The 25,790-nt window shown below is 40.3% G+C and carries 23 protein-coding genes; 14 read left to right on the top strand and 9 right to left on the bottom strand.

Translation table 11 applies throughout. The features are described from left to right. Positions 1-5: 5 nt before the first annotated feature. Positions 6-629 (top strand): nicotinate (nicotinamide) nucleotide adenylyltransferase, encoded by a 624-nt coding sequence (nadD, locus tag G0Q07_RS19090; RefSeq protein ID WP_163348654.1) that lies wholly within the window; start codon positions 6-8, stop codon positions 627-629. Here nadD and G0Q07_RS19085 read toward each other — a convergent pair whose 3' ends face one another. Further along, positions 630-1,406 (bottom strand): LuxR C-terminal-related transcriptional regulator, encoded by a 777-nt coding sequence (locus G0Q07_RS19085; RefSeq protein WP_163348653.1) that lies wholly within the window; start codon positions 1,404-1,406, stop codon positions 630-632. Positions 1,407-1,593: 187 nt separating this feature from the next. Next, positions 1,594-2,460 carry a ChaN family lipoprotein gene (locus tag G0Q07_RS19080; protein ID WP_163348652.1) on the bottom strand — a complete coding sequence of 289 codons (867 nt, stop codon included), beginning with the start codon at positions 2,458-2,460 and terminating at the stop codon, positions 1,594-1,596. 73 nt (positions 2,461-2,533) lie between these two features. Between G0Q07_RS19080 and G0Q07_RS19075 the strand changes: the two genes are divergently transcribed. Together G0Q07_RS19075 and G0Q07_RS19070 are read left to right on the top strand one after the other, a co-directional pair. Further along, a complete protein-coding gene (locus G0Q07_RS19075; protein WP_163348651.1) occupies positions 2,534-3,466 on the top strand; it encodes an alpha/beta hydrolase family esterase in 933 nt (310 codons plus the stop codon). Then, positions 3,467-4,075 (top strand): class I SAM-dependent methyltransferase, encoded by a 609-nt coding sequence (locus G0Q07_RS19070; RefSeq protein ID WP_163348650.1) that lies wholly within the window; start codon positions 3,467-3,469, stop codon positions 4,073-4,075. 217 nt (positions 4,076-4,292) lie between these two features. Here G0Q07_RS19070 and G0Q07_RS19065 read toward each other — a convergent pair whose 3' ends face one another. Then, positions 4,293-5,069: a glycerophosphodiester phosphodiesterase gene (locus tag G0Q07_RS19065; protein WP_163348649.1), complete on the bottom strand. Its 777-nt coding sequence runs from the start codon at positions 5,067-5,069 to the stop codon at positions 4,293-4,295. Between the two features lie 424 nt (positions 5,070-5,493). On the opposite strand from G0Q07_RS19065, the gene G0Q07_RS19060 reads away from it, so the two are divergent. The 5 genes from G0Q07_RS19060 (at position 5,494) to ltrA (ending at position 10,703) form a co-directional block, all read left to right on the top strand. Next, the gene (locus tag G0Q07_RS19060) at positions 5,494-6,429 is read left to right on the top strand and encodes a lysophospholipid acyltransferase family protein (RefSeq protein WP_163348648.1); all 936 of its coding nucleotides are present in this window, start codon (positions 5,494-5,496) and stop codon (positions 6,427-6,429) included. A gap of 10 nt (positions 6,430-6,439) precedes the next feature. Beyond that, a complete protein-coding gene (locus G0Q07_RS19055; RefSeq protein WP_163348647.1) occupies positions 6,440-7,384 on the top strand; it encodes a lysophospholipid acyltransferase family protein in 945 nt (314 codons plus the stop codon). Positions 7,385-7,662: 278 nt separating this feature from the next. Then, entirely contained in the window at positions 7,663-8,031 is a 369-nt protein-coding gene (locus G0Q07_RS19050; RefSeq protein WP_163348646.1) for a diacylglycerol kinase family protein, read from the top strand. A gap of 388 nt (positions 8,032-8,419) precedes the next feature. Beyond that, positions 8,420-8,968 (top strand): hypothetical protein, encoded by a 549-nt coding sequence (locus G0Q07_RS19045; RefSeq protein ID WP_163348645.1) that lies wholly within the window; start codon positions 8,420-8,422, stop codon positions 8,966-8,968. Positions 8,969-9,452: 484 nt separating this feature from the next. Continuing rightward, entirely contained in the window at positions 9,453-10,703 is a 1,251-nt protein-coding gene (gene ltrA, locus G0Q07_RS19040) for a group II intron reverse transcriptase/maturase (RefSeq protein WP_163347329.1), read from the top strand. Between the two features lie 159 nt (positions 10,704-10,862). Here ltrA and G0Q07_RS19035 read toward each other — a convergent pair whose 3' ends face one another. Next, the gene (locus tag G0Q07_RS19035) at positions 10,863-11,189 is read right to left on the bottom strand and encodes a winged helix-turn-helix transcriptional regulator (RefSeq protein ID WP_163348644.1); all 327 of its coding nucleotides are present in this window, start codon (positions 11,187-11,189) and stop codon (positions 10,863-10,865) included. A 228-nt stretch (positions 11,190-11,417) separates the two neighbouring features. Between G0Q07_RS19035 and G0Q07_RS19030 the strand changes: the two genes are divergently transcribed. Beyond that, a complete protein-coding gene (locus G0Q07_RS19030; RefSeq protein ID WP_163348643.1) occupies positions 11,418-12,419 on the top strand; it encodes a YhdH/YhfP family quinone oxidoreductase in 1,002 nt (333 codons plus the stop codon). A gap of 500 nt (positions 12,420-12,919) precedes the next feature. Here G0Q07_RS19030 and G0Q07_RS19025 read toward each other — a convergent pair whose 3' ends face one another. The 3 genes from G0Q07_RS19025 to argH form a co-directional block, all read right to left on the bottom strand. Continuing rightward, positions 12,920-14,404 (bottom strand): glutamate synthase subunit beta, encoded by a 1,485-nt coding sequence (locus G0Q07_RS19025; protein WP_163348642.1) that lies wholly within the window; start codon positions 14,402-14,404, stop codon positions 12,920-12,922. Between the two features lie 19 nt (positions 14,405-14,423). Next, positions 14,424-19,016: a glutamate synthase large subunit gene (gene gltB, locus G0Q07_RS19020; RefSeq protein WP_246222942.1), complete on the bottom strand. Its 4,593-nt coding sequence runs from the start codon at positions 19,014-19,016 to the stop codon at positions 14,424-14,426. 266 nt (positions 19,017-19,282) lie between these two features. Then, the gene (gene argH, locus G0Q07_RS19015) at positions 19,283-20,614 is read right to left on the bottom strand and encodes an argininosuccinate lyase (RefSeq protein ID WP_163348641.1); all 1,332 of its coding nucleotides are present in this window, start codon (positions 20,612-20,614) and stop codon (positions 19,283-19,285) included. 309 nt (positions 20,615-20,923) lie between these two features. Between argH and G0Q07_RS19010 the strand changes: the two genes are divergently transcribed. Further along, positions 20,924-21,580: a hypothetical protein gene (locus tag G0Q07_RS19010; protein ID WP_163348640.1), complete on the top strand. Its 657-nt coding sequence runs from the start codon at positions 20,924-20,926 to the stop codon at positions 21,578-21,580. An 86-nt stretch (positions 21,581-21,666) separates the two neighbouring features. On the opposite strand, the gene G0Q07_RS19005 is transcribed toward G0Q07_RS19010, so the two are convergent. Continuing rightward, positions 21,667-22,062, bottom strand: coding sequence for a hypothetical protein (locus tag G0Q07_RS19005; RefSeq protein WP_163348639.1), 396 nt, complete (start codon positions 22,060-22,062; stop codon positions 21,667-21,669). Then, positions 22,038-22,352: a hypothetical protein gene (locus tag G0Q07_RS19000; protein ID WP_163348638.1), complete on the bottom strand. Its 315-nt coding sequence runs from the start codon at positions 22,350-22,352 to the stop codon at positions 22,038-22,040. Before G0Q07_RS19000 ends, G0Q07_RS19005 begins: the two co-directional genes overlap by 25 nt. A gap of 71 nt (positions 22,353-22,423) precedes the next feature. Here G0Q07_RS19000 and G0Q07_RS18995 point away from each other — a divergent pair, with 71 nt between their 5' ends. From G0Q07_RS18995 to G0Q07_RS18980, 4 genes are all read left to right on the top strand, one after another. Further along, positions 22,424-24,058 (top strand): ArnT family glycosyltransferase, encoded by a 1,635-nt coding sequence (locus G0Q07_RS18995; RefSeq protein ID WP_163348637.1) that lies wholly within the window; start codon positions 22,424-22,426, stop codon positions 24,056-24,058. A 418-nt stretch (positions 24,059-24,476) separates the two neighbouring features. Then, positions 24,477-24,635, top strand: coding sequence for a hypothetical protein (locus G0Q07_RS18990; protein WP_163348636.1), 159 nt, complete (start codon positions 24,477-24,479; stop codon positions 24,633-24,635). 19 nt (positions 24,636-24,654) lie between these two features. Then, the gene (locus tag G0Q07_RS18985; RefSeq protein ID WP_163348635.1) at positions 24,655-25,335 is read left to right on the top strand and encodes a TorF family putative porin; all 681 of its coding nucleotides are present in this window, start codon (positions 24,655-24,657) and stop codon (positions 25,333-25,335) included. A gap of 85 nt (positions 25,336-25,420) precedes the next feature. Continuing rightward, positions 25,421-25,777 (top strand): P-II family nitrogen regulator, encoded by a 357-nt coding sequence (locus G0Q07_RS18980; RefSeq protein ID WP_163348634.1) that lies wholly within the window; start codon positions 25,421-25,423, stop codon positions 25,775-25,777. Positions 25,778-25,790: the final 13 nt, after the last annotated feature.

Raw genomic sequence — 25,790 nt, 5'->3', positions numbered from 1 at the left:
ATTAAATGAGTGATTTCGTAACAGATATACTAGCACCCAAAACCAATCTTCAACTAACGGTCGGACTATACTTTGGCAGCTATAATCCTATTCACATCGGGCATTTGGCAATTGCCAATTATATGGTTGAATATACCGATATCGACCAGCTTTGGTTTGTGGTGTCGCCGCAAAATCCGCTTAAAAAGAAAAACAACCTTTTGGACGATTACCACCGTTTGGAACTGGTAGAGCTGGCAGTTAACGATGATGATCGTTTTCGAGCTTCAAACATCGAATTTCGTTTGCCAAAACCCAGTTACACGGTTGATACTTTGGCTTACTTAAAAGACAAGCATCCGAATTACCATTTTAAAATACTGATGGGATCGGATAACCTCGAGAATTTTCATAAGTGGAAGAACTACGAAACAATTATTGAGAATTACGGGATAATTGTTTATCCGCGCCCGGGTTTCGATCCGCAAAAGGTGCAAGTGGAAAAAAATATTACCATTGCCGAAAAGGCTCCGTTAATGGAAATTTCGTCGTCGTTTATTCGCAAAGCCATTAAAGAGGGAAAAGATGTGCGCCATTTTTTACCGCAAAAAACCTGGGAATACCTTAACGACATGAATTTCTATCGATAACTAAATTACCCCTTCGCGAACGCAGCGGGCAATTAACTCCGTGGTATTATGGCAGTCGGTTTTTTTCAGAATATTTTTTTTGTGTGTATTAATGGTGTGCGGCGAAATGTTTAGTATTTCAGCGATTTCTCCAAATGGTTTTCCTTTGGCAATGTTGCTCAGAATCTCCTTCTCGCGTGTAGTAAAAAGCGTATGATAATTCAGTTCCTCAGGATGAAACTCATCATCGGTAGACAGCGAATAATACGATGGAAGTCCTCCGTCGCCGATGAATGAAATTTTATGGTCTACAGCCATGTTAAGGTAGGTAACATCGGTGTGAATTCCCAACACCTGTTGTACCTTGCCATCTACCGAAACGGTTAGTGCTTTTGATTGTTGCAGAATGGTTTTATAGCTTCCATTGGCATGCCGAAGGCGTAACACATATACCGCTTTATATTTCAAAATTTCTTCTGTTGGAATTCGATTCAGAAAAAAATCAACCGCTTTTTCTTCTTTACGGTGCATTTGTTTCAGGTCTTCAGGATGTACCAGTTCAAACAATTTATCCAGGCTCCAATCTTTGGTTTTTAGCCCTAAAACACTTTCAATACGTGGGTCAACATGCTCCATCAGGTAAGTGTCGAAGTTTATAATGTAGTAATAAAAACTTCCGGCAGAAAAGAGATTAGCAATTTGCTCAATAATGTTCAGGTATAATTCACTTTTTACCGGATGCACAATTTTATTGGGCTCCCAGGCTTTTCTAATCTTATCTATACTCTTTTCATCCATGTTTTTCTAAAGCTTTGTAAAAAACTTAGAGACATTGAAGGTATGCAAAAATACCCAATATTAGGTATTTACTTTTTGCCTTTACTGATATAACTTGCGAGAGCTTTAAAAAAGCAATAAACGAGAATTAAAAAATTCTCCGGTCACACGAAATTCATAAAGCAGGAACCAAACCCCTGCTTTTTTTTTATCGTGTTCGCGTCATATCTTCATCCACGCAAATTGTAAAATCGGCAGCGCCGGTATTTTCCTCAGTAAGTTCCGAAATATCATCTTGCAAAACGGAGTGTATGGTAACAATTTTCAGTTCAGGGTTTTCGTGTTTTAAGTACCAGTATATACTCTCAAAATTTTCTGAATGATAAGCTCCGTGGTAATGCAATAGTATTTTTCCCGGCTCCCAGTTTTTAAGAATAAAATGGGCCATAGTCGCATCTTTTATGGCTTGCGCTTTAGGAAAGTTTGCAGTAACGTGGCTACCCATTCCTTCCATTTTCATCATACTGGCATAACAGTTAAGTGTTGAATCGTAAGGCACCGGAAGTGGTGGCAAAAAAGTTTTGGCTTCATCAGACAGATCGTCTAATCCCTCGAAACCCTGCTTGTTTACCAGCGATGCATACCGACGTGGAACATTAGTTGCTACGAAATATAGACCACTGTCTTTGGCAAATTCTACCAGTGGTTTGTAATCGGTTTTGTAATTGGGCCACAGTCGTATTTCGTCTTCAAAATTCCGGTTCGATATTTTTCCTGAAAGGTATTCATCCATAATCACCTGGTTATCGCTTTCAAACATTTCGGCACCCAAAACCAGCTTTTTACCATTTTGCCGGTACAGGTCTTTGGTAAGTTCCAATTGTAACCAGTGCGAAATAGGATTGTCGTGCAGTTCGCCAAATAGAACAATATCTGCATCCTCCAGCTGTTTTAGCATTTTTTCGTACTTCACCGCCTTACCATTCTTATTAAAAAGAAGGTACGCAGGTTTGTCGGATTTAAAAGAGGAGAATAAAAGCAAAGAGATGATACCTACAATCAGATAGTTCTTCATTATAATTATTTTTAAACACAGATTACAACAAAAAAATCTTCACAGAGTTTATGAAGTATAGTAATAGCCTGAAATGTACAAAATTCTGTTTTCAATACCGTTGATTTTCCTTGCTGAACTTTCTTTTTCGCAAAGATGGACGGAAACAATACATGTTAAAGTCGACGGGCTGGAGCGGAACTACGAATTGTTTGTGCCAAAAAATTATTCGGAAGGGAAAGATTATCCTATCGTTTTTATACTGCATGGTGGAGGCGGAAAATCCAGCCGGATGCCACGATTTACCCGATACCGGTTTAATGAGCTGGCGGCACGCGATGGATTTATTGCCGTTTATCCGAATGGTTATCGGAAAGGGTGGAACGATGGAGACCGCGACACACTGACCGTTGCCCGGAGATTAAATATCGACGACGTGGGCTTTTTTGATGCTATGATCGACGATCTCGATAGAAAATTATCAATTGATAGCGAACGTATTTTTGCCTGTGGAATTTCAAATGGTGGATTTATGGTGCAGCGGCTGGCTATCGAGCGATCGAAAGTTTTTAAAGCAATCGGTGTGGTTGCGGCAAATATGAGTGAAGACCAGCAGACAACTGTTCCGGGAAATCCTGTTCCGGTGATCTTTATTTGCGGCACTTCCGATCCGCTGGTTCCGTATAACGGTGGCCCGGTGATGGTATTAAAACAGAAACGAGGAGAAGTTGTTAGCGTGGATGAAAGCGTACGATTCTGGAAAGAACAAAATGACTGTTCAGAATTGGCAGAAGCACGCGAATTACCTGATATAATTAAAACTGATGATTGTAGCGTTTACAAAACAGTTTGGCAAAATCCCGATGATCCAAACATACGGGTAGTAAATATTCGAATTGAAAACGGCGGACATACCTGGCCGGGAACAAGGCAATATTTGCCAACGAAGTTGATTGGAAATACGAATCAGGATATTGACGGGTGTGAAGAGATTTGGGAATTTTTTAACTCAGTAAAAATAAATTAGATGTTGGAAACCGGCTTTGTATACAGCACAATTGTTGATCCTCTTTTGAAAAATCTTCGCAGAAGAGTAGCATTGGAAATAAACAAAGGCGATACCGTAATTGATATTGCTTGCGGAACAGGAGCGCAACTATTTGAATTAACAGAAAAGGCTGAAACGGTAACAGGTGTTGATCTTTCAGGATCGATGGTACGTTATGCAACAAACAAAGCCAAAAAGAAAAATATTGCCAATGCTTCATTTGTAGTTTGCGATGCCACCGACTTAAGTAGTTTTTATGGGCAAAAATTTGATGTGGCAATACTTTCCATGGCTTTGCACCAGTTTGATCCGGGCCTACATAATGTCATTCTTGCCGAGGTGAAAAAGATCGCTGAGAAAATTATAGTGCTGGATTACGCCGTGCCTTTACCAAAGAATTATGTAGGAGTAGGCAGTAAAGTGGCCGAGTTTCTGGCAGGTAACGATCATAACAAAAATTTTAAAAGCTATTCAAAAGCAGGAGGATTAAATACTATTTTGCCCGCAAACGGTTTTACTGTCAAACGATCGAAACGAATAGGAAAAGAGGCTTTTCATTTGGTGGTTGCACACCATCATTCGCAGTAATCTCTTGTATTTCTTATACGGTTTGCTATCCAAATTAACAATTTTAACATTGATAAAACTTGTTTAACAATAATTTAAATTCGTTTAGTTGTCTTAACACTATTATCTTCTATTTTTGAAATGTTCATAGAAAATTAAAGCTGTTAGAATACCGCGAATAGTATTCAGAAAACGTCAGAAAATTAGGGTTGTCTTAGAAATGAGGCGGCCCTTTTTTTTATTTACTCATCTGTTCTTTCAGCCATTTAGGTCGATTGGTAGTAATTCCGGCAACGCCAATATCGGTAAGGCGTTGGGCTTCTTCCGGATCGTCAACAGTCCAGGTAAGTACTTCCATATCCAGCGCTTTGGCGTGTGCCATTATTTCCTCGTCGATAACGGAGTGTTTTAAGTTAACGCCCGCCAGTTCTTCTTCCGCTGCCTGTTCCATTTTTTTCTTTAATCCCGGTTTTACGGAGCTCAGCCAGTAGCATTTGTTATCGGGGAATTCTTTATGCGCAGCAAGAATGGTTTTCCAGCCAAAACTGATAAAAACAATCTGATCTTTTTTACCGCTGTTATCTATATTTCGGCGCAGTGCAGGGATTATTTCATCGCCTCCGGCTTTAATTTCAACAACCAGTGTTTTGCCTTCAGGAACGGTTTCAATAATTTCTGAAAGGAAGGGTAACTTTTCACCTTTAAATTCTTCACCTTTCCAACTGCCGGCATCCAGATCGCGCAATAAAGTCGATGGTGTTTTGGCAATGGTTAGATTTGTCTTACCGCCGCACGTTCTCTTTGTATCTTTGTCGTGAATAACCATTACGCGGTTATCTTTCGATAAATGAACATCAACTTCTACGGCATCGGCACCCAGTTCCCAGGCCAGTTTGGCTGAGGCCACTGTATTTTCGGGTGCCAGATAAGAGGCTCCGCGGTGCGCGATAAATGTATTTTGTGCGATTGTATTAATACCTGTCAAAAGAAAAATTAGTGCTAGTGTTGTTTTCATACTATTAAAATTGTTTGTTTTCAGAGGTATAGTATGTAACTCGCATAATTTTAGTCATATTCTTAGTGGCGAATAACTTACATACTCGTTTCATGTTTGCTGTTTTCATTAACCGAATATAGAAATATTTTTAGCGAAAGTAAGCATACCAATTCTATTTTTAAATCAGTCTTAAATTGTTTTGAATATTTTGAGCTTAGACAAGGCGAAAAATTGTGGCATAGCCAGGTTCTGGCGATATTTTTAAACGAAGTATAAGCTTAAAAGAACGAAATAATAAGGCTTATTATTAATCTAATAATTCCCCTTGGCTTTGCCACGGGGATAGTCAACTTTAAGAATTTTCTTTATTGTAGTATTGGTATAAAAGTGTAGTTTTGAAACGGCTTTTTAAGCTATTTTAACAGGGCTTGCAGTACACGCAATGAGCAAGAAGAAAAAACAAAATCGAAAATCATCAGATCTATTTAAGCATCCCGGGAAATGGGCTGTTGTTTTGTTACTTAAAGCAATTGCCATGCTTCCTTTTGGCTTTTTGTATTTGTTTTCGGATGTGTTTTATTTTTTTATAAAAGGTGTGATAAAGTACCGCAACGAAGTAATTACTGATAACCTAAAACACGCATTTCCGGAGAAAAGTAAAAAGGAAATATTTCTTCTTCGCAATAGATTTTACCGCTATTTCTGCGATGTGTCGTTAGAGAGTATAAAGCTTTATCATTTGTCGGAAGAACAGTTGAAGCAGCGTGTGCAATTTTCGGGGACTGAGAAGTTAAATGAACTAGCCGAAAAGCGAAATGGGGCCATTTTACTGGCTTTTCATTACAATAACTGGGAATGGTCGAGTGCTTTGCAGCAGGAATTAAGATGTCGACTTTTAATGGTGTACAACAAAATGCGCGACAACGAAGCGATGGACGGGTTTCTGCAAAATGCGCGCGAAAAATGGGGTGGCGAAGCTGTGCAAATGGGGCGTGCTGCAAAAGTAACCTTTCAGTATTTTGCAAAGAAAGGACCGGTTGTGGTTGGACTAATTGCCGATCAGAGTGCACTGGCCAGTTCGCAAATGTGGGCGATGTTTATGAATCGAGAAGCGGCCTTTTTCCCCGGTCCGGTAAAAATTGCCCGAAAAACCAATCAGCCGGTATTTTTTCAGCACGCCATACGTTTGGGGCGTGGCAAATACGAATATAAATACACTTTACTTGTTGATGAGCCGGCGAAAATAGATGAGAATGAAATTTTGATACGTTACATTGAAAAAATGGAGGAAGTGATAAAAACAAATCCGGAGTATTATCTTTGGAGCCACAAACGATGGAAGCACAAACGCCCTGAAGGGAAGGCTTTAATTCAATAGACATTACAGCATGGTTGACGAGAGCTTACGCAAAAAAGATAAACGCTATTACGAAGGATTTTTTAAACGCCTGCTTAATGGACTGGTAGTGTTGCTACTGAAATTTATTTCGGTGCTGCCCTTTTGGGCGATTTATGGCATTGCCGATTTTTTCTACCTGGTGGTTCGCCATATAATCGGCTATCGTAAAAAGGTGATTTTGGATAACCTTCGCCATGCTTTTCCGGAAAAAAACGAGCAGGAGATTACTAAAATAATGAACCGTTATTATCATCATTTCTGCGATTTCTCATTGGAAACGATCAAGCTGCACGGTATGAGCGAAAAGCAGATGGATACACGGTTGAAAATTACCGGGCTGGAGGGCATCAGGAAATATGCCGAGGCAGGAAGAAGTATTATGCTGCTAGGTTTTCATTACAATAACTGGGAGTGGTGTAGTTCTATTCAGACCAAAGCGACGCATAGGCTGCTGATGATTGTGAACCCGATACGCGGGAACCTGGCTCTTGAAAAGTTTATTGAGCATTCGCGCAGTAAATGGGGCGGCAAATCGGTGCCGGTACATAAATCGGCACGAACAGCTATTGAATATATGCGACGTAGCGAGCCGGCAGTTTTATGGTTGGCAGCCGATCAAACGCCTGCAGCAAATTCGCCATTTTGGACAAATTTTTTGAATCGTGAGGCCCCATTTTTTACCGGCCCCGAAAAGATTGCCATAAAAACCAAACAGCCCATATTCTTCTTACACCTGAAAAAGTTAAAACGAGGCCATTACGAGGCTGTTTTTTCGCAGCTGTTTGAAGATCCATCAAAGGTAGAATCGAAAGATATCTTGCTTACCTACATTCGGAAGATGGAAGAAGTGATTCGCGAAACACCCGAGTATTATTTGTGGTCGCACCGCCGCTGGAAACATACACGGCCTGAGGGAATTGAGTTAACCGTTTAGAATTCGATTTTATCTTCGTTAATTTTATTTCTTGTTATAATTCGCCTCATGCCGAGCGACTGAAATGGATTGTTGTAAACGTGTTTGATTGATATATTAGAATAGAATTTATTTATTACTTTTATTAGCGAGAAACAAAAGCCATTCAATGCGTAGTTATTTTTGCATGGTAGGGCATAGCGTATTATTGTATCAATCGGGTGTACTATAGCGAAATTCTGATCAACGCAAAGTGTTAAAAATGGATTTAATACAAGCAGTTAAAAATTCTGAAATAAATGAACGATTTTTTTAAAGGAAGAGCGGCAAGCTTAAAATTTGCAGTAAAAGGGTGTTGTCTTTTAATAAAAACTGAACACAGTGTAATTGCTCAAACTTCAATTTTCCTTTCTATTATAGTATTGGGTGCAATTGTTGGGATTTCAAAACAGGATTGGATAAATCAAACACTGGGTATGGGCCTGGTATTAAGTATTGAAGGAGTAAACACAGCGGTGGAGAAATTAGCTGACTTTGTACATATCGATCAACATCCCAAAATAGGATTTATTAAAGATATTGCTGCCGGAGCCGTAACCTTCGCAGCGATTACTTTCTTTATAATTTTTCTAATTACCTACATACCATACATTCAGCAATATGTTTAAGAAACTAAACAATAACCGTCTCGCAGTCTTATATTCGCTGGTAGTAGTGTTTTTAGTCGTATCGTTTCTTGTGCGATTAGCCTTTTACTTTTGGTCTTTTGGAACGATCGATTTTTCAGTTTTTGGACTGCTAAAAATCGTTTTTACAGGCTTGTTTTTTGATTTTGGAACGATCTCGTTTTTTACCTTTCTATACGTAATCTACTTATCGGTCTTCCCTAATAAATGGATTGGAACAGTTCCGGATAAAATTGTCACCTATTTATTCTTTTTTATACCAACCTTATTAATAACCTTTTCTTTTTTTGCGGAATTTACATTTTGGGAAGAATTTCAGAGCCGGTTTAATTTTATAGCCGTTGACTACCTGGTATATACGTACGAGGTAGTGGAAAATATTAATGAATCTTATCCTATTCCGTTACTGCTCCTTATCATTTTTTCACTGGTGTTTTTTCAATTTCTCATACTCAGGAAAATTGGAGCATTTAAAAGTTCTTTTTCTTCGCCCAGAACTTCAATTCAACGTATTATCCTTGTGGCCGGACTAATAATACCATTATTTTTTGGCCTTTCTATTGATAATACCGATGCTGAATGGTCAACGAACAGGTATGAAAATGAAATTTCCAAAGCTGGTATTTATTCGTTTTTTGCTGCTTTTAGAAACAATGAATTGAGTTACACTGATTTCTACCGTACCCAAGATTTGGATGTATCTTTTTCACTGCTAAAAGAAGAATTGAAAACTAATAATGACACTTTATTTTCGGAAGAAAAATATGACATAACAGAGCGGGGTTGGTGCGGTTTGCAACTGCGGCTCTCGCAACATCGTTCCGTCCTGCCGGACAGGAACGCGCTCCGAAATCCGCAACGACAACTTGGTGTGCCGAGAAGCGATGAATCGGCAATTAACGTTCATTGCATGCTATAATTAAGATGGTGGAAACGACCCACCAAAACCGTTGTACAGGCAAGGGTTTTAAACCACCTAAAGGTGCTGTGTTTAAGAGGCATGGTATTGAGCGTTTAGGAAAAGGTTCTGTCAAGAGCAGAATCAGGTATGGATAAAGGAGATGAACTAACCGTAACCGCTGAAGAGGTGTCGAGAAGTTGCCACATTCTGTCAAAAGCTGTAGAGTAAGTTATGCAGTGATAAGCACAGCGGAAACCTGTTTACTGGCTGTGCGGCAGACGTCATTCAGGCGGCATGACCTTTATCTGGGCTTAATTATGGAACTCGGGAATCTGTCCTGCAATGCAAAGGGAAACGCACAACGGGAACAACCTGAAGGCAGAATACCGATGAGCAGGAACAGAGACGGACTAACCCGTAGTAGCGATGAAGTTTCTGTAATGGAAATGGAGCGAAGGGGTTAGGTTATACAGTATCATAACATTGAACAACTCGCAAGAGGATGAATTTATGGAATGAGACAAAATCAGTACCTATAAGCAAAACCATGGTATGGGAAGCTTATAAGAAGGTAAAAGCCAACAAAGGGAGTGCAGGTGTTGACCAAATCAGCATTGAAGAATTTGATGCCGAAAGGTCGAAACATTTGTACAAGCTTTGGAATCGTATGGCATCGGGCAGTTACTTTCCGCCACCTGTTAAAGAAGTTGAGATAGCAAAGAAAGACGGTAAAACCCGCTTACTTGGTATACCAACTATCTCCGACAGGATTGGACAGATGGTTGTAAAAGATTATTTAGAACCAAGGTTTGAGGCTATATTCAGTACTAATTCCTATGGTTATCGTCCGAGCAGGAATGCCCATCAGGCTCTTGCAAAGGTTCGTGAGAATTGTAGGAAGACAGACTGGGTAATCGACCTCGATATAAAAGGTTTCTTTGATAATATCGACCATGGAAAACTACTGCGTGCCTTGGAGAAACATTTAACCGAGAATTGGTGCTTATTTTACATCAAACGGTGGCTGAATGCACCCGTGCAAACGAAATCAGGAGAACTGGTTCACAAGCAGGGGAAAGGCACTCCACAAGGCGGTGTGATAAGCCCGTTACTTGCCAATTTGTTTCTGCATTATGCCATGGATAAATGGCTTGAACTAAAGCACAAAACAGTGAATTTTGTTCGCTATGCCGATGATGCAATAATTCACTGTGAGAGTAAAGCCCAAGCAGAATGGCTGCTGGAAAAGTTACGTGTAAGGCTTGAAGATTGTGGATTGGAACTCCACCCAGAAAAGACAAAATTGGTTTACTGTCTTGACTATCGTAGACAAGGCACTCATCCAATTGTAAAGTTCGATTTTCTGGGTTATTCGTTTCAACCATGTACAACCAAATCGCCAAGAACAGGAAAACTGTTTCTCGGGTACGATTGTGCTATCAGCATTAGTTCTAAGAAACGCATTGCTGATAAAATGGAAGAACTTAACATTGTTGGATTGACCTATAAAAGCATTGTTGGTGTAGCTCAATTTCTAAACCCGTTTATTCGGGGATGGATTAACTATTTTGGTAAGTTCAGAAAACACGAGTTGAATCCAATCTTTATTTGGCTGAACAAGCGATTAATCCGCTGGGCAAGGAAAAGGTACAAACGCTATAAAACCAGTATAAAACGAGCTTTCCAATGGTTCACGAGAGTTAAGGAACAATTCCCGAGCCTGTTTTACCATTGGCAACTTGGATTAGGTTGATGAAGCGTTTAGATTTGTATAACAAGAGCCGTATGACGGGAGACTGTCACGTACGGTTCTGTGAGAGGCTTAGGGTGAAAGTCCCTTTGCCTACTCGACCAAGTAACCGTCAGCTGCAGATTAGGAAAACTTTAGACCCAGAATAAGATTTGTAAATAATTAGTTATGCAATTCGTCAATTGATTTTTCAAAAAGAATACCTCCTTTATACATTCCTTTGAGGACAGGATGAATTTCTTTACCAAGCTCAGTTAAGCTGTATACAACACGTGGAGGGACTTCCGGGGAAACGGTACGATTTATTAATCCATCTGCTTCTAATTCTTTTAGTTGTTTAGTCAGCATTCGTTCGCTAATATCAGTTAATAGTTTAACCAATTCACTATATCTTTTATCTCCCTGAAAAAGGTGTAAAATGATCGTTCCTTTTCGTTTCCCTTTAACAACATTTATAAAGGTATCAACCGGGCAATAACTTTTTTTCATTCGTTTATATTGTTCATTTTTTAGGTAACTCATGGAACTCGCAGATAATAATTCGTGGTTATAATTAATGTCAGAATCATGCTCGTTTCATTTTTTTTCTTCCCGCAAAGTCTTGAAAACAGTAAAAACAGAAATAAATGTTCGTATACCAACCAAAGGTAAGTTCTTGGCAGGCACAATATTTATCCTGACCTTTGTACAAAGATAAGTGAAATTAAAAGACAACAGATGGTACAAAATAGTTCTACATTTAAAGCATTTCGGATTGAAGAGGTGGATGGTAATTTTCAAGGCTCCATTAAAGAAATGGAATTTGGTACATTAAACAACAACGAGGTAAGAGTAAAGGTGTACTACAGCTCATTGAATTACAAAGATGCATTATCGGCTTCGGGGAATAAAGGGGTGACGAGAAATTATCCGCACACACCGGGAATTGACGCAGTTGGAACAATAGAAAAATCGAACAGTGATTTATATTCTGTTGGAGAAAAAGTAATTGTAACAAGTTATGATTTAGGTATGAATACCGACGGTGGATTTGCGGAGTATATTCAGGTTCCATCTGAATGGGTCGTAAAATTACCTGAAAAAATGACTATGAAAGAGGCCATGATATATGGTACTGCCGGTTTAACAGCGGGAATGTCGGTTTTAAGACTTACGGAATTAATAAAACCTGAGGATGGAAAAATAGCGGTTTCAGGTGCAACGGGTGGAGTTGGAGCACTGAGTGTTTCCATTTTGAGTAAACTGGGTTATTCGGTGGTTGCAATAACAGGCAAGGAAACAGAACGAAACTATTTAATAAATCTTGGAGCTGAGGGAGTGCTGTTACGTAGTGAGGTTGAAAATTTTGCCCAAAAGCCATTATTAAAACCTTTGTTTGCAGGCGCTATTGATACTGTTGGAGGTGTAATTCTTGAAAATATAATTAAATCGACGAATTCAATTGGTGTTGTAACTTGTTGTGGAAACGTTGCCTCTCCAAAACTTGATTTGACGGTTTTCCCCTTTATCCTGAGAGGTGTTACACTTATTGGAATAGATTCTCAAAACTATCCAATGAAATACAGAAAAATAGTTTGGAATAAATTAGCTCACGAATGGAAACCTAAACAATTAGACGATACGTGCAATGAAATTAATTTGGAGGACGTACCGCAAAAAATTGAATTAATGCTAAATGGAAAATTAAAAGGAAGAACTGTCTTGAATTTGGCTGAATAAATACGCAACACAATACGCGGTATAAAAAAATGCCGGAAAAGTTTCATACTCAAGGGTTGTAGTACGCTTCAGCCTTTGAGTGACTTGACCGGAAATCGCCCGCAATCGACAACGTTTAATACCACCAAGCGTCCACAAAAAAAAAGGGCTTCCAACCGGAAACCCTCTATCTAAATTAAAAATTTACAAGAAAAAAGGAGAACCGGCGTTTCACATTCTGGTCAAGGGAAAGTGATTTCGTTTCGGATAAATAATACCGATGTGAAATCAGAACGAGCCTTATCTAAGATAAATCTCCTCTTCAATCGGCATTAACCATTGTAATTTCACCGTTTCGCTTAAGGCTCACACTGAAAAACAATTGGTATAAATTTCCTCTTCCGGCCGGAACTCCTGAAAAAACTGCACTATAAAAAAGCATAGTCCACTACGACATATGCTAAAATTCAATTTTAATGTAAGCGAATTTAATCGCTCTTGTCATAGAACAATTTGCCCTGTTATGGCAAAACTGTATCGCCCATTAAGTAGGTATCTACTTCGCGGGCAGCAGCGCGTCCTTCGTTAATAGCCCACACCACCAACGATTGTCCACGGCGTGCATCACCGGCAGAAAAAACTTTTTTAATGCTGGTTTTAAATTTGCCGTATTCTGCTTTGTAATTCGAGCGTGAATCACGCTTCATATCAAGTTCTTCAGCAATTTTATCCTCAGGTCCCAAAAATCCCATTGCCAATAAAACAAGGTCGGCTTTAATATATCTTTCGGTTCCCGGAATTGCCTGTGGTCTTCTGCCGCCATTTTCGGTTTTTACCCACTCCACCTGAACGGTGTGTATGGCTTTTGCTTTGCCATTTTCGCCTTCAACCTTTGTGGTCATTATCGAATATTTCCGCGGGTCTTTTCCTTTCGATACAATGGCTTCAAACTGGCCGTAATCGGTTTTTTCGTTGCCAGGCCATTCGGGCCACGGGTTGGCATCGCTATTACGTTCTTTTGGCGGCTTTGGCATAATCTCAAGCTGCGTTATGCTTTTACAACCATGACGCAGCGATGTGGCTACACAGTCGGTACCGGTATCGCCACCACCAATTACTATTACGTTCTTATCTTTTGCCGAAATATAATTTCCGTCTTCCAGTTTACTGTCGAGCAAACTTTTGGTATTGGCCGACAAAAATTCCATTGCGAAGTGTACGCCATCCAATTCGCGGCCTTCTACGTCCAGGTCGCGTGGTTTTGTTGCTCCGGTAGTTAAAACCACCGCATCAAATTTATCCAGTAGCTTTTTGGAACGGATATCTTTTCCAACTTCAGTGTTGGGTTTGAAAATAATACCTTCCGCTTCCAGGATATCAACACGGCGTTGTACTACGTCTTTGTCCAGTTTCATGTTTGGAATACCGTACATCAGCAAACCGCCAATACGGTCGTCGCGTTCGAAAACAGTAACGGTATGACCGGCTCTGTTCAACTGCGCTGCACAAGCCAATCCTGCCGGACCGGATCCTACAACGGCAACTGTTTTTCCTGTGCGCGATTCCGGTGGCTCAGGAACTACCCAGCCTTGATCAAAACCATTGTCAATAATGGTACGTTCGTTGTCGTGGATGGTAACAGCAGGCTCGTTAATTGATAACACACATCCTGCTTCGCACGGTGCCGGGCAAACTCTTCCTGTAAACTCCGGAAAATTATTGGTGTGATGAAGGCGTTCTAAGGCATCTTTCCAGCGACCTTTGTAGATCAGGTCGTTCCATTCCGGAATGAGGTTGTAAACCGGGCATCCGGATGCTCCGTTGTGCAATAGCTCTCCGCGATGGCAGAATGGAACTCCGCAATCCATGCAGCGTGCCCCCTGTTTTTCACATGTTTCTTTATCGCGTAATATGTATACCTCGTTCCAATCTTTAAGGCGTTCCTCAATTTTTCGTGTAGGATTGGAAACTCTTTTATATTCTAAAAATCCTGTTGGCTTTCCCATGTCTTAGCGTCTATAAAAATTACAAGTTGGCCAGATGCATATCAAATGCAGCATCAATAACATCCGACTCTTTTTCGTATTTACCCGTTTTGCGGGCCTCTTCAATGTAGGTCAGCATACGTTTGTAATCGGTAGGAATTACTTTTACAAACTTGCCTATTGTGTCCTCCCAGTCGGAAAGAACATATTCAGCAACCGTTGATTCGGTTTTTTCCATGTGTTTCCGGATCATTGCTTTCAGTTCTTCCTGTTCTGCTTCATCCGTTACTCTCTCCAGTTGAATCATTCCCTTGTTGCAAAGACCGGGGAAAGTACCATCAATGTCGAGAATATAAGCAACACCGCCCGACATTCCTGCTCCAAAGTTCCGTCCTGTTTTTCCAAGCACAACCGTTTTTCCTCCCGTCATGTATTCGCAACCATGGTCGCCAATACCTTCAACAACAACTTGTGCACCCGAGTTACGAACACAGAAACGCTCGCCGGCAACACCGCGGATATAAGCTTCGCCTCCTGTTGCTCCGTAGAAACAAACGTTACCTACAATGATGTTTTGTTCCGGGATGAACTGTACATTTTTAGCCGGGTAGATCGATAAATGACCTCCGGATAATCCTTTTCCGAAATAATCGTTTGCATCTCCTTCAACTTCCAACTCAATACCTTTACAAACGAAAGCACCAAACGATTGTCCTGCCGATCCTTTCATTTTGAAATGGATGGTACCGTCAGGCAAACCTTCTCCTTTATGTACTTTGGTTACTTCGTGCGACAGCACAGTACCAACACTACGGTTGATGTTTTTAATTTCGAATTCTGCGGCTACTTTTTCGCCATCTTTTATTGCTTTTTGTGCTGCTTCAACAAATTTCCAGTCGAGAATTTCTTCCATCTGGTGATCTTGTTTTTTGCTGCAGTAAAGACCTTCTTCTTCGCCCATTTCTTCTTTGTAAAGAATTGGGCTTAGGTCAAGACCTTTGTATTTCCAGTGATCTATATCGTCTTTGAATTTCAGGCATTGCGACTGACCCACCATTTCGTTGATTGTCTTGTAGCCCAGTTCTGCCATAATCTCACGAAGACCTTCAACGAGGAATTCGAAGAAGTTTACAACGTGATCAGGATTACCCTTGAATTTTCCACGTAATCTTTCGTTTTGTGTGGCCACACCTACCGGACAAGTGTTGCTATGGCATTTACGCATCATTATACATCCTTCAACAACCAATGCCATTGTTGCAACTCCCCATTCTTCAGCACCAAGCAGTGTTGCAATAGCCAGGTCGCGCGATGTTTTCATCTGACCATCAGACTGAACAACAATACGGTTACGTAAGCGGTTGCGCACCAGTGTTTGGTGTGTTTCCGACAATCCAAGCTCCCATGGTAATCCGGCGTGTTTAATAGAACTAAGTGGCGATGCACCTGTTCCGCCATCGTATCCGGAAATAAGTACAGCATCAGCTTTTGCCTTACAAACGCCGGCAGCCACTGTACCAACTCCCATTTCAGAAACCAGCTTTACGTTTACACGTGCATCGCGGTTACTGTTTTTCAGGTCGAATATCAATTGTGCCAAATCCTCAATAGAATAAATATCGTGGTGCGGTGGAGGCGAAATAAGGCCTACACCAGGTGTTGAATTACGTGTTCGTCCGATCCAGCCATTTACTTTATGGCCCGGAAGATGTCCTCCTTCGCCGGGTTTTGCTCCCTGCGCCATTTTTATCTGAAGCTCTTTGGCTTTGCTCAGGTAGTAGCTGTTTACGCCAAAACGTCCTGATGCAATCTGCTTGGTGGCAGAACACATGTCGTCGCCATTGGGCAATTTGGTGTAACGTATTGGGTCTTCACCACCTTCGCCCGAGTTCGATTTTGAACCAATACGGTTCATGGCAATGGCAAGTGTAGTGTGTGCTTCCCACGAGATAGAACCAAAGGACATTGCTCCCGTAGCAAAACGAGTAAGAATGCTTTCTGCCGGTTCCACTTCGTCGAGCGGAATAGGCTTGCGGTCCGATGTAAGATCCATCAGTCCACGTAACGTGAAGGCAGCCTCTGCCTGGTCGTCTACTACACTACAATATTTTTTGTATTTGTCGTAATCGTTCTTTCTTGTCGCTTCCTGAATCAGTTGAATGGCTTCAGGACTTAATAAGTGACGTTCGCCATCTTTTCGCCAATTGTATTCGCCACCGGGCTCAAGAACTTTTGCTCCACCCTGGCGTGTTGGGAACCCTTTGCGGTGACGCATTCGGGCCTCTTTGGCAATATCATCAAGACTTAATCCTTCAACACGACTAACGGTGCCGGTAAAGTATTTGTCAACTACTTCTTGCTTCAGTCCTACAGCCTCAAAAATCTGTGCTCCCTGATAAGAAGCCAGGGTTGAAATACCCATTTTTGAGAATACTTTCAATAGTCCGCCGCCAATAGCTTTCACATAATTCCGGATGGCTTGTTCTTTCGTAATATCTCCAAGCGCACCTTGATTAACCAAATCCTTGATAGTGTCGATGGCCATATATGGATTTACGGCAGAAACACCATAGCCTAACAAGGTTGCAAAGTGATGAACTTCGCGTACATCACCGGCTTCCATAATAATGTCGGCTTTACCGCGCTTTCCAACACGGATAAGGTGATGGTGAACAGCCGATGCTGCCAATAAAGATGGAATCGGGGCATGGTCGGTGCTAATTGCAAAGTCCGACAATAATATAATTGAGTAAGCTTCATCGATGGCATCTTCAACATACTGGCACAAACGTTCCAGTTTGGTTTCCAGTGTACCTTCTTTTTCGTCGGCATGGAAAACAGTGGTGATCTTTTTGGTTTGGAAATGTGTGTGATCCACGTAAGCCAGTTTTATCAACTGTTCGTTGGTTAAAACAGGCTGGTGAATAGCAATGCGTCGGCAATGCTCGGCTGATTCGGTTAAAATATTTTTAAATCCACCTACATAAGTTCTCAAGTCCATTACAATACGCTCCCTGATCGGGTCGATGGGAGGATTGGTCACCTGGGCGAATAATTGTTTAAAGTAGTGTGACAAATGCACCGGACGATCAGAAAGAACGGCCAGCGGGTTGTCGGCTCCCATTGAACCAAGCGCTTCGCCACCATTGGTTGCCATTGGTTTCAGGATCACCTCAATATCTTCGTTGGTGAATCCAAAAGCCTTCTGTCTTTTAAATACTGTTTTTGTATCCGGCTCTTTCAATTCAAGGTCTGGAATAAACGGAAGCTCGTCCAGATAAGTCATATTGTTTTTTACCCAGTCGCCATAAGGTTGGCTCGAGCAAATTTCAGCTTTAACTTCTTCGTCAGAAATAATACGCCCTTGTTCCAAATCGGCAACAAACATTTTTCCTGGTTGCAAACGACCACGAATTTTAACTTTTTCGTGAGGTACATCAATTGCTCCGGTTTCTGATGCCATTATTAAAGTGTCGTCATCAGTCAGGCAATAACGCGACGGACGCAAGCCGTTACGGTCGAGCGTTGCACCAACAAGTACACCATCAGTAAAACATACCGATGCCGGTCCATCCCATGGCTCCATCATTGCAGAATAAAATTCGTAGAACTCTTTCTTTTTCGGATCCATGTCAGGATTATTTTGCCATGCTTCAGGAATAAGCATCATCATTACATGTGGTAAGGATCTGCCGCTTAATACCAGCATTTCAATTGCCATATCAAGGTTGGCACTGTCCGAATCTCTTAAATCGCAGATCGGGAAGATCATCTCAAGTTCTTTTTTTGTGAACTTTGAGCACTCAAGAAGTACTTCGCGGGCACGCATCCAGTTGATGTTACCCTTGTTGGTGTTGATCTCGCCGTTGTGCGCAATGTAGCGGAAGGGCTGCGACAGTTTCCACGATGGGAAAGTATTGGTTGAAAAACGCGAGTGCACCAATGAAATGGCACTCACTGCCAGCGGGTTTGTCAGGTCTTTAAAATATAAAGAAACCTGATCGGTTGTTAACTGACCTTTGTAAATGATCGTTTTATACGAGCAGGAAATAATATTTAGACCGTTATAACCGATGCCGGCAATTGATTCGCGAATTAATTTTTCAGTGTATTTTCTGAAAACAAAAAGTTTGCGGTCGAACTCTTCAACCGACATGCCAACAGGTTTACCAATAAACAATTGCTGGACATATGGTTCTGAGGCCAGTGAATCGTGTCCCAGGTCAGAATTGTCAACCGGAACTTTACGATAACCTATGTATGGTAATCCAAATTTCTTCAGGTTTCTACCAATAATATCTTTACACTCTGAACGTTTTCTGTCCTCTTTTGGAAAGAAGATCATGGCTACACCATATTCCCCAAACTGAGGTAATTTAATGCCCTGTTTAGGACATTCTTCCATGAAAAGTTCGTGTGGAATTTGTAATAATATCCCTGCACCGTCACCGCTTTTAATATCAAATCCGGTACCCCCGCGATGTTCCATACGAGCCAGCATCGATAAAGCATCCGAAATCACACTGTGTTTCTTTCTTCCCTTTAGGTTTGCTACAAACCCAATACCACAACTGCCATGTTCAAATTCAGGGCGGTACAATCCCTTTGCTACAGGTTCTTTTGTCTGCATCATTATATCCTTTCTCTTTAAAATTCGCACTAGTGCAACAACCGGCGCTGTCAATACCAAGCTGCTGCAAATATGTAAGTGAAAATCCCGTTTTTACTTACGAAGTGAAACCAAAAATAAACAAAGAGGTGTGCATTCGCAATCTTGAATGGTGTAAATTGTGTTTAATAACATACAATTAACCTTGAGAAAAATCATAAAAAACTTAAGTCCTTTATACTTATTTTTTAACAATGTGACATTTGTCACGTTTTCAGCAACTTGAAGCTCTATTTCAGCAAGTTGTTTTTTGCTTCTTTAATTTTGTTAAATAGAAATTTATTTATGATTTCTTCTTTCTTATTTGAAATACTATCCAAACATAAATTCCCGATACTCCCTTCGTGGTTGTGGTTTACGGATTTTTCGGGCGTAAAGTTTCCACTTTCAATTTGAGCGCCAATTTGTTTATAGGCTTCGCGGAATGGAATTCCTTGCAACACGAGTTTATTTACTTCTTCAACACTAAAGAGGTAATCGTATTTGCTGTCGTTTAAAATCTCTTTGTTTACCGACATTTTATCAATGGCCATATCTACAATATTAAGGCAGTCGTTCATTTCTTTAAACGACGGAAGGAAAATTTCTTTTACCATTTGCAGATCGCGGAAATAACCGCTTGGTAGGTTGTTGATAATCAAGCTAATTTGTGAAGGGACGCCTTGCAATTTGTTGCAGCGTGCCCGCGTGAGCTCAAAAACATCGGGATTTTTTTTGTGGGGCATAATGCTCGAGCCTGTTGTAAACTCGGTAGGCAGACTTACAAAGTTGAAGTTCTGGCTCATGAATATACAAACATCGTAGGCCAGCTTCGATAGAGTTCCTGCCAGATTAGCCAAAGCAAACGAAACTATTTTTTCCACTTTCCCTCTTCCCATTTGGGCATATACAACATTGTAGTTCATGGTTGCAAATCCCAGCAGATCGGTTGTCATTTGGCGATTTAGCGGAAACGACGAACCATAGCCGGCTGCCGATCCCAAAGGATTTTGATTGGTAATTTTGAATGCCGATAATAACAGTTCAAGGTCATCAGCCAGACTTTCGGCATAGGCGCTAAACCACAGTCCGAACGACGAAGGCATGGCCACCTGTAAATGGGTGTAGCCCGGCATTAAAATGCCTTTTGTTTCTTCGGCGCGTTTTAGTAGCGTGTCGATGAGATTGGAAGTTGTTTCCGTAATTTCTTTAATAGCATCGCGGGTAAATAGCTTCAGATCGAGTAAAACCTGATCGTTGCGCGAACGTCCGCTGTGAATTTTTTTACCCAGATCACCTAGTTTTTCGGTGAGTAAAAATTCAACTTGCGAGTGTATGTCTTCAACGCCTTCATCAATGGTAAATTCGCCTTTTTCGGCACGGGCATAAAGGTTTTTTAATTCGGAAAGAAGTGGTGGAAGTTCATCTTTTTCAATCAATCCAACCGATTCGAGCATGGTTACGTGAGCCATCGATCCCAAAATATCGTGTGTGGCCAAAAATAGATCCAATTCGCGGTCTTTACCCACGGTGAATTCTTCAATTGCTTTGTTAACAGGTGTTCCTTTATCCCAGAGTTTCATGTTAAAGATAGTTGGAAGACGGAAGGCGGAAGACGGAAGATGAAAACCCGGAATGCAGCCTTAACGCTTCAGTTAATATTATTAAGTGCAAATATAAAATTTCAAATGAAAAGCATGTTTTATATTACAATATGAAAGCTGAATAATAACATCGGTAAAATCATCGGGGCAAGTGTTATACTTTGTTAATCGCGAAATGAGCTTAATTGGCAGCGATAATTTCTTGCTGAATATTATTAGATTTGCACTCTAGTATTAATAGCTCTGACAACGCACTTTTTGGTGGCGTTGCCGGAAATTTTTAAACTGATGAAAAAAGTATTATCAATTTTAGCCTACTTAATAATTGCTGCATCTTTATACTCGGCCGCAAGTTTTTATTTTCATTATGATTTTTGCCACACTATGGTGGCTGAAGATGGTCCGCTGGAAAATCTTACAGCGTTGGTTTTGTTGCTTATTTCGGTGTTGTTTGCCATACGTTTATTTAAGCAATATAAAACCCGGAATAAGCTTTGGGTTGCTATGAGCGTGGTGGTGATAGTAGGTACGTTCTTTGGATTTGGGGAGGAAATATCCTGGGGTCAGCGTATATTCTCCATTGAAACGGGAGAGTTTTTTGCACAGCATAATTTCCAGGGAGAAACCAACCTGCACAACCTGGAAGTGAATGGAGTAAACTTGAATAAACTTATTTTCTCAACCGGACTCTCGGTTGTTTTCGGAACTTATTTTGTTTTAACACTTTTGCTATATAAAAAGTGGCCTTTCCTAACACGGGTTATTGACTTATGGGGAATTCCGGTTCCTAAAATCCGGTATTCAGTAATTATATTGCTGTGCACGGGAATCGTGCTGCTTATTCCGGAACGTCGAATATGGGAATTGTGGGAAGCTATTTTTGTTTCGGTTTTGCTGCTTGTATTTCTCGATCCTTACAATTCAAAGGAAGAACTTGTCTCGTAAAACGAATGGTGTTTCACCAATGCAGCATTAAAGCTTCGGACGGTGAATCATAGTCGTAAAAAAAAGGAAGGGGAAGCTCTTTTCATTCAGTAGGATAAACTAACGTCTTTTATTTTTTTTGCCGGATTGATAAGGATGAGGAAAAAGATTCCGGTTAATGCGAGTTCGTGCAATTCGCTCTCTTTTATCATGTTAATTGCCAGAGGAATAAAAGCATTAACGGCAAGCAATATTATTACATGATGCAGGCGTGGAATAGGAACTCCATAATCGATTACCAGTTTCCGGATGAATTTTACTTTCCAGGTAAGTAATGGTAATAGTACAAAATAGCTGATTAGTGCAACAAACATCAGTTTTGAAAAAATGAGAATGTTAAGGTCTACTCCGCCAATTTCAAGATTGTGCAAATTGGTTTCGCCCTGGTAGTTGTTTTGCATGAAGTATTCGCCGGCTTCTACCGAAAAAATTCTTTGCCCCACGAAATCTCTTCGCCTAGTCCAAAAAAGAAAACAAAAGCAGCAAGTGCATTAAAGAATATTTTTTTCCGATTATTATCTTTTCGTGCTTTTACGGCCTTAATGGCAAAAAGTACAGATCCTAAAAGTAAAAAAAGTGCAGTCAGGTATTCTACCCAGCCATCTTCCCGAATTACCCGGGCAAATGCCTCGGGACTAACGTCGCTTTGGATTTTCCCGTAAGCAACAAAACCAATAATCAGGGCATAAACTACAACATCGATAATTGTAATCCACGAAATATTTTTCTTCATTTGTCTCAAATTAAAAATGTGGGCGTAAAATTAATATTTTTTACTTTCGTGCTTACTTAAATTTATCACTAATGAATAATCGACGTTTATACCTTGCTTTAGTTATTCCTATTCTTTTAATAATTGGCTCGGCTTTGCCGGTTCCATTAGTGGTAAATGCTGCAAAATATGCTGAAGTTGGTCGCGAGATGCTAATGAATAATGATTGGATAAACCTGACTATTGGCGGCGAAGCCTACGACCAGAAACCTCCGATGTTGTTTTGGATAGCAGCTGTAACTTTTAAGCTGTTTGGCTTGTCAATACCGGCATACAAACTGGCAGTTCTTTTATTTTCATTTATTGGAATTTATTCAACTTATCGTTTGGGGAAACTTTTTTACGGAAAAGAAACCGGCCTGTTGGCAGCCTTTTTCTGGATTTCATCTTTAGGTTTTCAACACTTTAACAACGATATACATACCGATACTTTGCTCGCAGATTTTGTGGTTTTTTCGGTGTGGCAGTTTTCGGCCTATTTAAAAAACCACAAGTGGCAACATTTTTTACTTGGTGCTGTTGGTGTGGGCTTGTCGATGCTGGCAAAAGGCCCGGTGGGCGTTGTTATTCCCGCTGCAGCAATTGGCGGGAGTATGCTGGTTCACCGCCAGTGGAAAGAAATATTCAACTACCGTTGGCTGATTGCCCTGGTAATTGTGGGTATCATGATTTTGCCGGCAATAGCTGGTTTGCTTAACCAGTTTGGGCTCGAGGGAATCAAATTTTATTTCTGGACCAATAATGTGGGGCGTGTTACCGGTTCCTATCAAGGTAGCAGTACCGATTATACTTTCTACCTGCATACCTCATTGTATGTATTATTACCATGGACAATATTTATGGTTTATGGTTTTATTCAGGAAGTGAAAAGTTTGATTGGCTTGCGAAAAAGCAAAAACACAGATTTTGAAGTGGTAAATATTCTGGCCGTAGTGGTTTTTGTTGGTATCTTGTCGGTGGCCAAACAGCAAAACCCACACTACCTGCTTTCTGCTGTTCCGTTTATATACATAATAAGTGCAAAATGGACCGTGCGATTGTTTGCATCTGAAAAGAAATCAAAAACGCGTAATACTATTGCGATAATAAATAAAGTAATTGCTGTTGTTGGGCCTTTGGCACTTTTGATAATGCCAATAGTAGTATTTCCTGAAACACGCTGGTGGTTTTGGGCTATTTACCTGTTTCTTTATACCGGCGTAGTGATGATGGTGTTTAAAAAGAACGATTTGCCCAAACAGGTCGTAATGCTAACCTTTACCGTTACGATGATGCTTTTTATGGTAAATGTAAATATGTTGCCCAATATGTTGAAGTATCATACCTCGAAAGATGCTGCTGAACTTTTTAATGCAAAGGCTTCCGAGGGATCAACTTTAAGTATATATACATCAGGAGCGCGTCTGTGGAATTTGTTCCTATATTCAAAATCGCCCGGTACCTATCTTATCGAAAAAGAAGACCTGGAAGATTTTCTTCCCAGAACCGGGGCTTGGATTTATACCACTGAAAGCGGTTATGAAGATATGCTGGAAATGGGATTAAATATGACCGTTGTTAAGAAGTTTACCGAGCACAAACAGCTGACCAGTCAATCGGGGCGGTTTTTAAATCCAAAAACCAGAGCCAGCCGGTTTCTTACCATGTATCTTGTGGAATTGAATTAATTCATCCATATTTTATTTTCTCCTTTACAGAAGATCGACCTGAATGGTCAGTTTTTATTTCTCCTGTGCGTACTATGTAAAATTTTAAAGATATTTCTTCTGTGTTTAAAGAATAAGCATCAGAACATCATTCTCTTTATACGGAAATGTAACCCCGATCTTTAGTTTTTTTCAGAATAATCTAAAAGTATTAAGTGTTCAGGTCGAATGGAGATGTTAACTTGTGAGTTCTTTCATTGTTTCTTTCTCTGCAGATTAAACAGTTCTCGTTGTTTAAGCAATAATAAGTATCTCTGTGTAACGTGTTTTTGTGATCTGAGTTAATGTTATTGTGTAAAAACGGTATTAAAAAGCACTAATAGCTACCAAAAAGGTAAAATAATGCATCAAATATTAATAATTTGTTAAGCGAATTGGCATGATGGATAAAAAACGGGGTGTGAATGAAAAAAAGTGCATTTATTTGAATCAAGAAATAAAAAAAACAGGGGGTTGGGAAATTAAAAACAGACATAAAGAAAAAACAACCATGTTTTTTAGGGTAGCATTAGATTTAAAAATAAAAATAGCAGTTTAACTTTTAAAAATTTACGATTATGAAAAAGACACTACTGATTACAGTAAGTATGTTATTACTTTTAGTTGTATCAATTCCGAATGTGAAAGCGCAGGAATGGAGCACCGGTTTAGACATTTACAGCAGTTATTTATGGCGTGGTGCCAAATTTGGAACAGGGGCAGCATTTCAGCCCGGAGTTGAGTTTAGTGCAGGAGGTTTCGCCATTGGTGCATGGGGATCTTACAGTACCGGATCGGAAGAGGCCGCTGAGGCTGACCTTTACATGGGATATGGTTTCGATTTAGGCGAAAATGCTTCGTTAAGCTTAACTTTAACCGATTACTACTTCCCCGGATCGGACTGGACAGAAGGAGAATCACATTATTTCGAACCAATGGTTAGCTTAGGAGTAGGTGCTTTTACTTTCACTGCAGCTTATATGGAAGGACTTGGAGAAGATGATCCAGCGATAGAAGGTTCCAATACCACAAGCGACATGTACCTGGAAGCAGCTGTTTCTGCAGGACCTGTAGATATTGCACTTGGTGGTGGCGACGGACAGTATACTGATGATGGCGACTTTAGCATCTGCAACATAATGGTTGGAACCTCAAAAGAGGTTCAGATTAGCGAAAGCTTTACACTGCCGGTTTCAGGAGCAGTAATGCTGAATCCATCAACCGGAGGATTCCACATTGCAGTTGGTATTTCACTGTAACCGAGAAGATATTTTGATATGAAACAAGTCTGTAATTCAGGCTTGTTACATCTTATACTTTTTAAAACAAACAATATTAAATAAGATGAAAAAGATTGAAGCAATAATACGCAAATCAAAATTTGACGAAGTGAAAGATGCGCTGTATGAAGCAGGCATTGAATTCTTCTCTTTCTGGGATGTTAGAGGAGTTGGTCAGGCTCGCGAAGGTCGCTCGTACCGAGGTGTTGTTTACGATACCAGTACAATTGAAAGAATAAAATTATCAATCATCGTTCGCGATAAAAATGTAGACAAAACAGTTCAGGCCATTTTAGGATCGGCCAGAACCGGAGAGATCGGTGATGGTAAAGTGTTTATTCTTCCTATCGAAGAATCGTTCCGAATAAGAACCGGAGAGCATGGCGACGACTCGCTGTTTATTAAAGGAAAAGAAGAGTAGTAACTGAAAAAAA

This window comes from Draconibacterium halophilum (assembly GCF_010448835.1).
GTDB classification, from domain to species: domain Bacteria; phylum Bacteroidota; class Bacteroidia; order Bacteroidales; family Prolixibacteraceae; genus Draconibacterium; species Draconibacterium halophilum.
Note: the sequence above shows the minus strand (reverse complement) of the source record. Positions and strands in the feature narration are given on the sequence as shown.

Bases quoted from the DNA above. Each gene is read 5' to 3' on its own strand.
- nadD (WP_163348654.1), top strand. From the start codon at position 6: ATGAGTGATTTCGTAACAGATATACTAGCACCCAAAACCAATCTTCAA.
- G0Q07_RS19085 (WP_163348653.1), bottom strand. From the start codon at position 1,406: ATGGATGAAAAGAGTATAGATAAGATTAGAAAAGCCTGGGAGCCCAAT.
- G0Q07_RS19080 (WP_163348652.1), bottom strand. From the start codon at position 2,460: ATGAAGAACTATCTGATTGTAGGTATCATCTCTTTGCTTTTATTCTCC.
- G0Q07_RS19075 (WP_163348651.1), top strand. From the start codon at position 2,534: ATGTACAAAATTCTGTTTTCAATACCGTTGATTTTCCTTGCTGAACTT.
- G0Q07_RS19070 (WP_163348650.1), top strand. From the start codon at position 3,467: ATGTTGGAAACCGGCTTTGTATACAGCACAATTGTTGATCCTCTTTTG.
- G0Q07_RS19065 (WP_163348649.1), bottom strand. From the start codon at position 5,069: ATGAAAACAACACTAGCACTAATTTTTCTTTTGACAGGTATTAATACA.
- G0Q07_RS19060 (WP_163348648.1), top strand. From the start codon at position 5,494: ATGAGCAAGAAGAAAAAACAAAATCGAAAATCATCAGATCTATTTAAG.
- G0Q07_RS19055 (WP_163348647.1), top strand. From the start codon at position 6,440: ATGGTTGACGAGAGCTTACGCAAAAAAGATAAACGCTATTACGAAGGA.
- G0Q07_RS19050 (WP_163348646.1), top strand. From the start codon at position 7,663: ATGAACGATTTTTTTAAAGGAAGAGCGGCAAGCTTAAAATTTGCAGTA.
- ltrA (WP_163347329.1), top strand. From the start codon at position 9,453: ATGAATTTATGGAATGAGACAAAATCAGTACCTATAAGCAAAACCATG.
- G0Q07_RS19035 (WP_163348644.1), bottom strand. From the start codon at position 11,189: ATGAAAAAAAGTTATTGCCCGGTTGATACCTTTATAAATGTTGTTAAA.
- G0Q07_RS19030 (WP_163348643.1), top strand. From the start codon at position 11,418: ATGGTACAAAATAGTTCTACATTTAAAGCATTTCGGATTGAAGAGGTG.
- G0Q07_RS19025 (WP_163348642.1), bottom strand. From the start codon at position 14,404: ATGGGAAAGCCAACAGGATTTTTAGAATATAAAAGAGTTTCCAATCCT.
- gltB (WP_246222942.1), bottom strand. From the start codon at position 19,016: ATGATGCAGACAAAAGAACCTGTAGCAAAGGGATTGTACCGCCCTGAA.
- argH (WP_163348641.1), bottom strand. From the start codon at position 20,614: ATGAAACTCTGGGATAAAGGAACACCTGTTAACAAAGCAATTGAAGAA.
- G0Q07_RS19010 (WP_163348640.1), top strand. From the start codon at position 20,924: ATGAAAAAAGTATTATCAATTTTAGCCTACTTAATAATTGCTGCATCT.
- G0Q07_RS19000 (WP_163348638.1), bottom strand. From the start codon at position 22,352: ATGAAGAAAAATATTTCGTGGATTACAATTATCGATGTTGTAGTTTAT.
- G0Q07_RS18995 (WP_163348637.1), top strand. From the start codon at position 22,424: ATGAATAATCGACGTTTATACCTTGCTTTAGTTATTCCTATTCTTTTA.
- G0Q07_RS18990 (WP_163348636.1), top strand. From the start codon at position 24,477: ATGATGGATAAAAAACGGGGTGTGAATGAAAAAAAGTGCATTTATTTG.
- G0Q07_RS18985 (WP_163348635.1), top strand. From the start codon at position 24,655: ATGAAAAAGACACTACTGATTACAGTAAGTATGTTATTACTTTTAGTT.
- G0Q07_RS18980 (WP_163348634.1), top strand. From the start codon at position 25,421: ATGAAAAAGATTGAAGCAATAATACGCAAATCAAAATTTGACGAAGTG.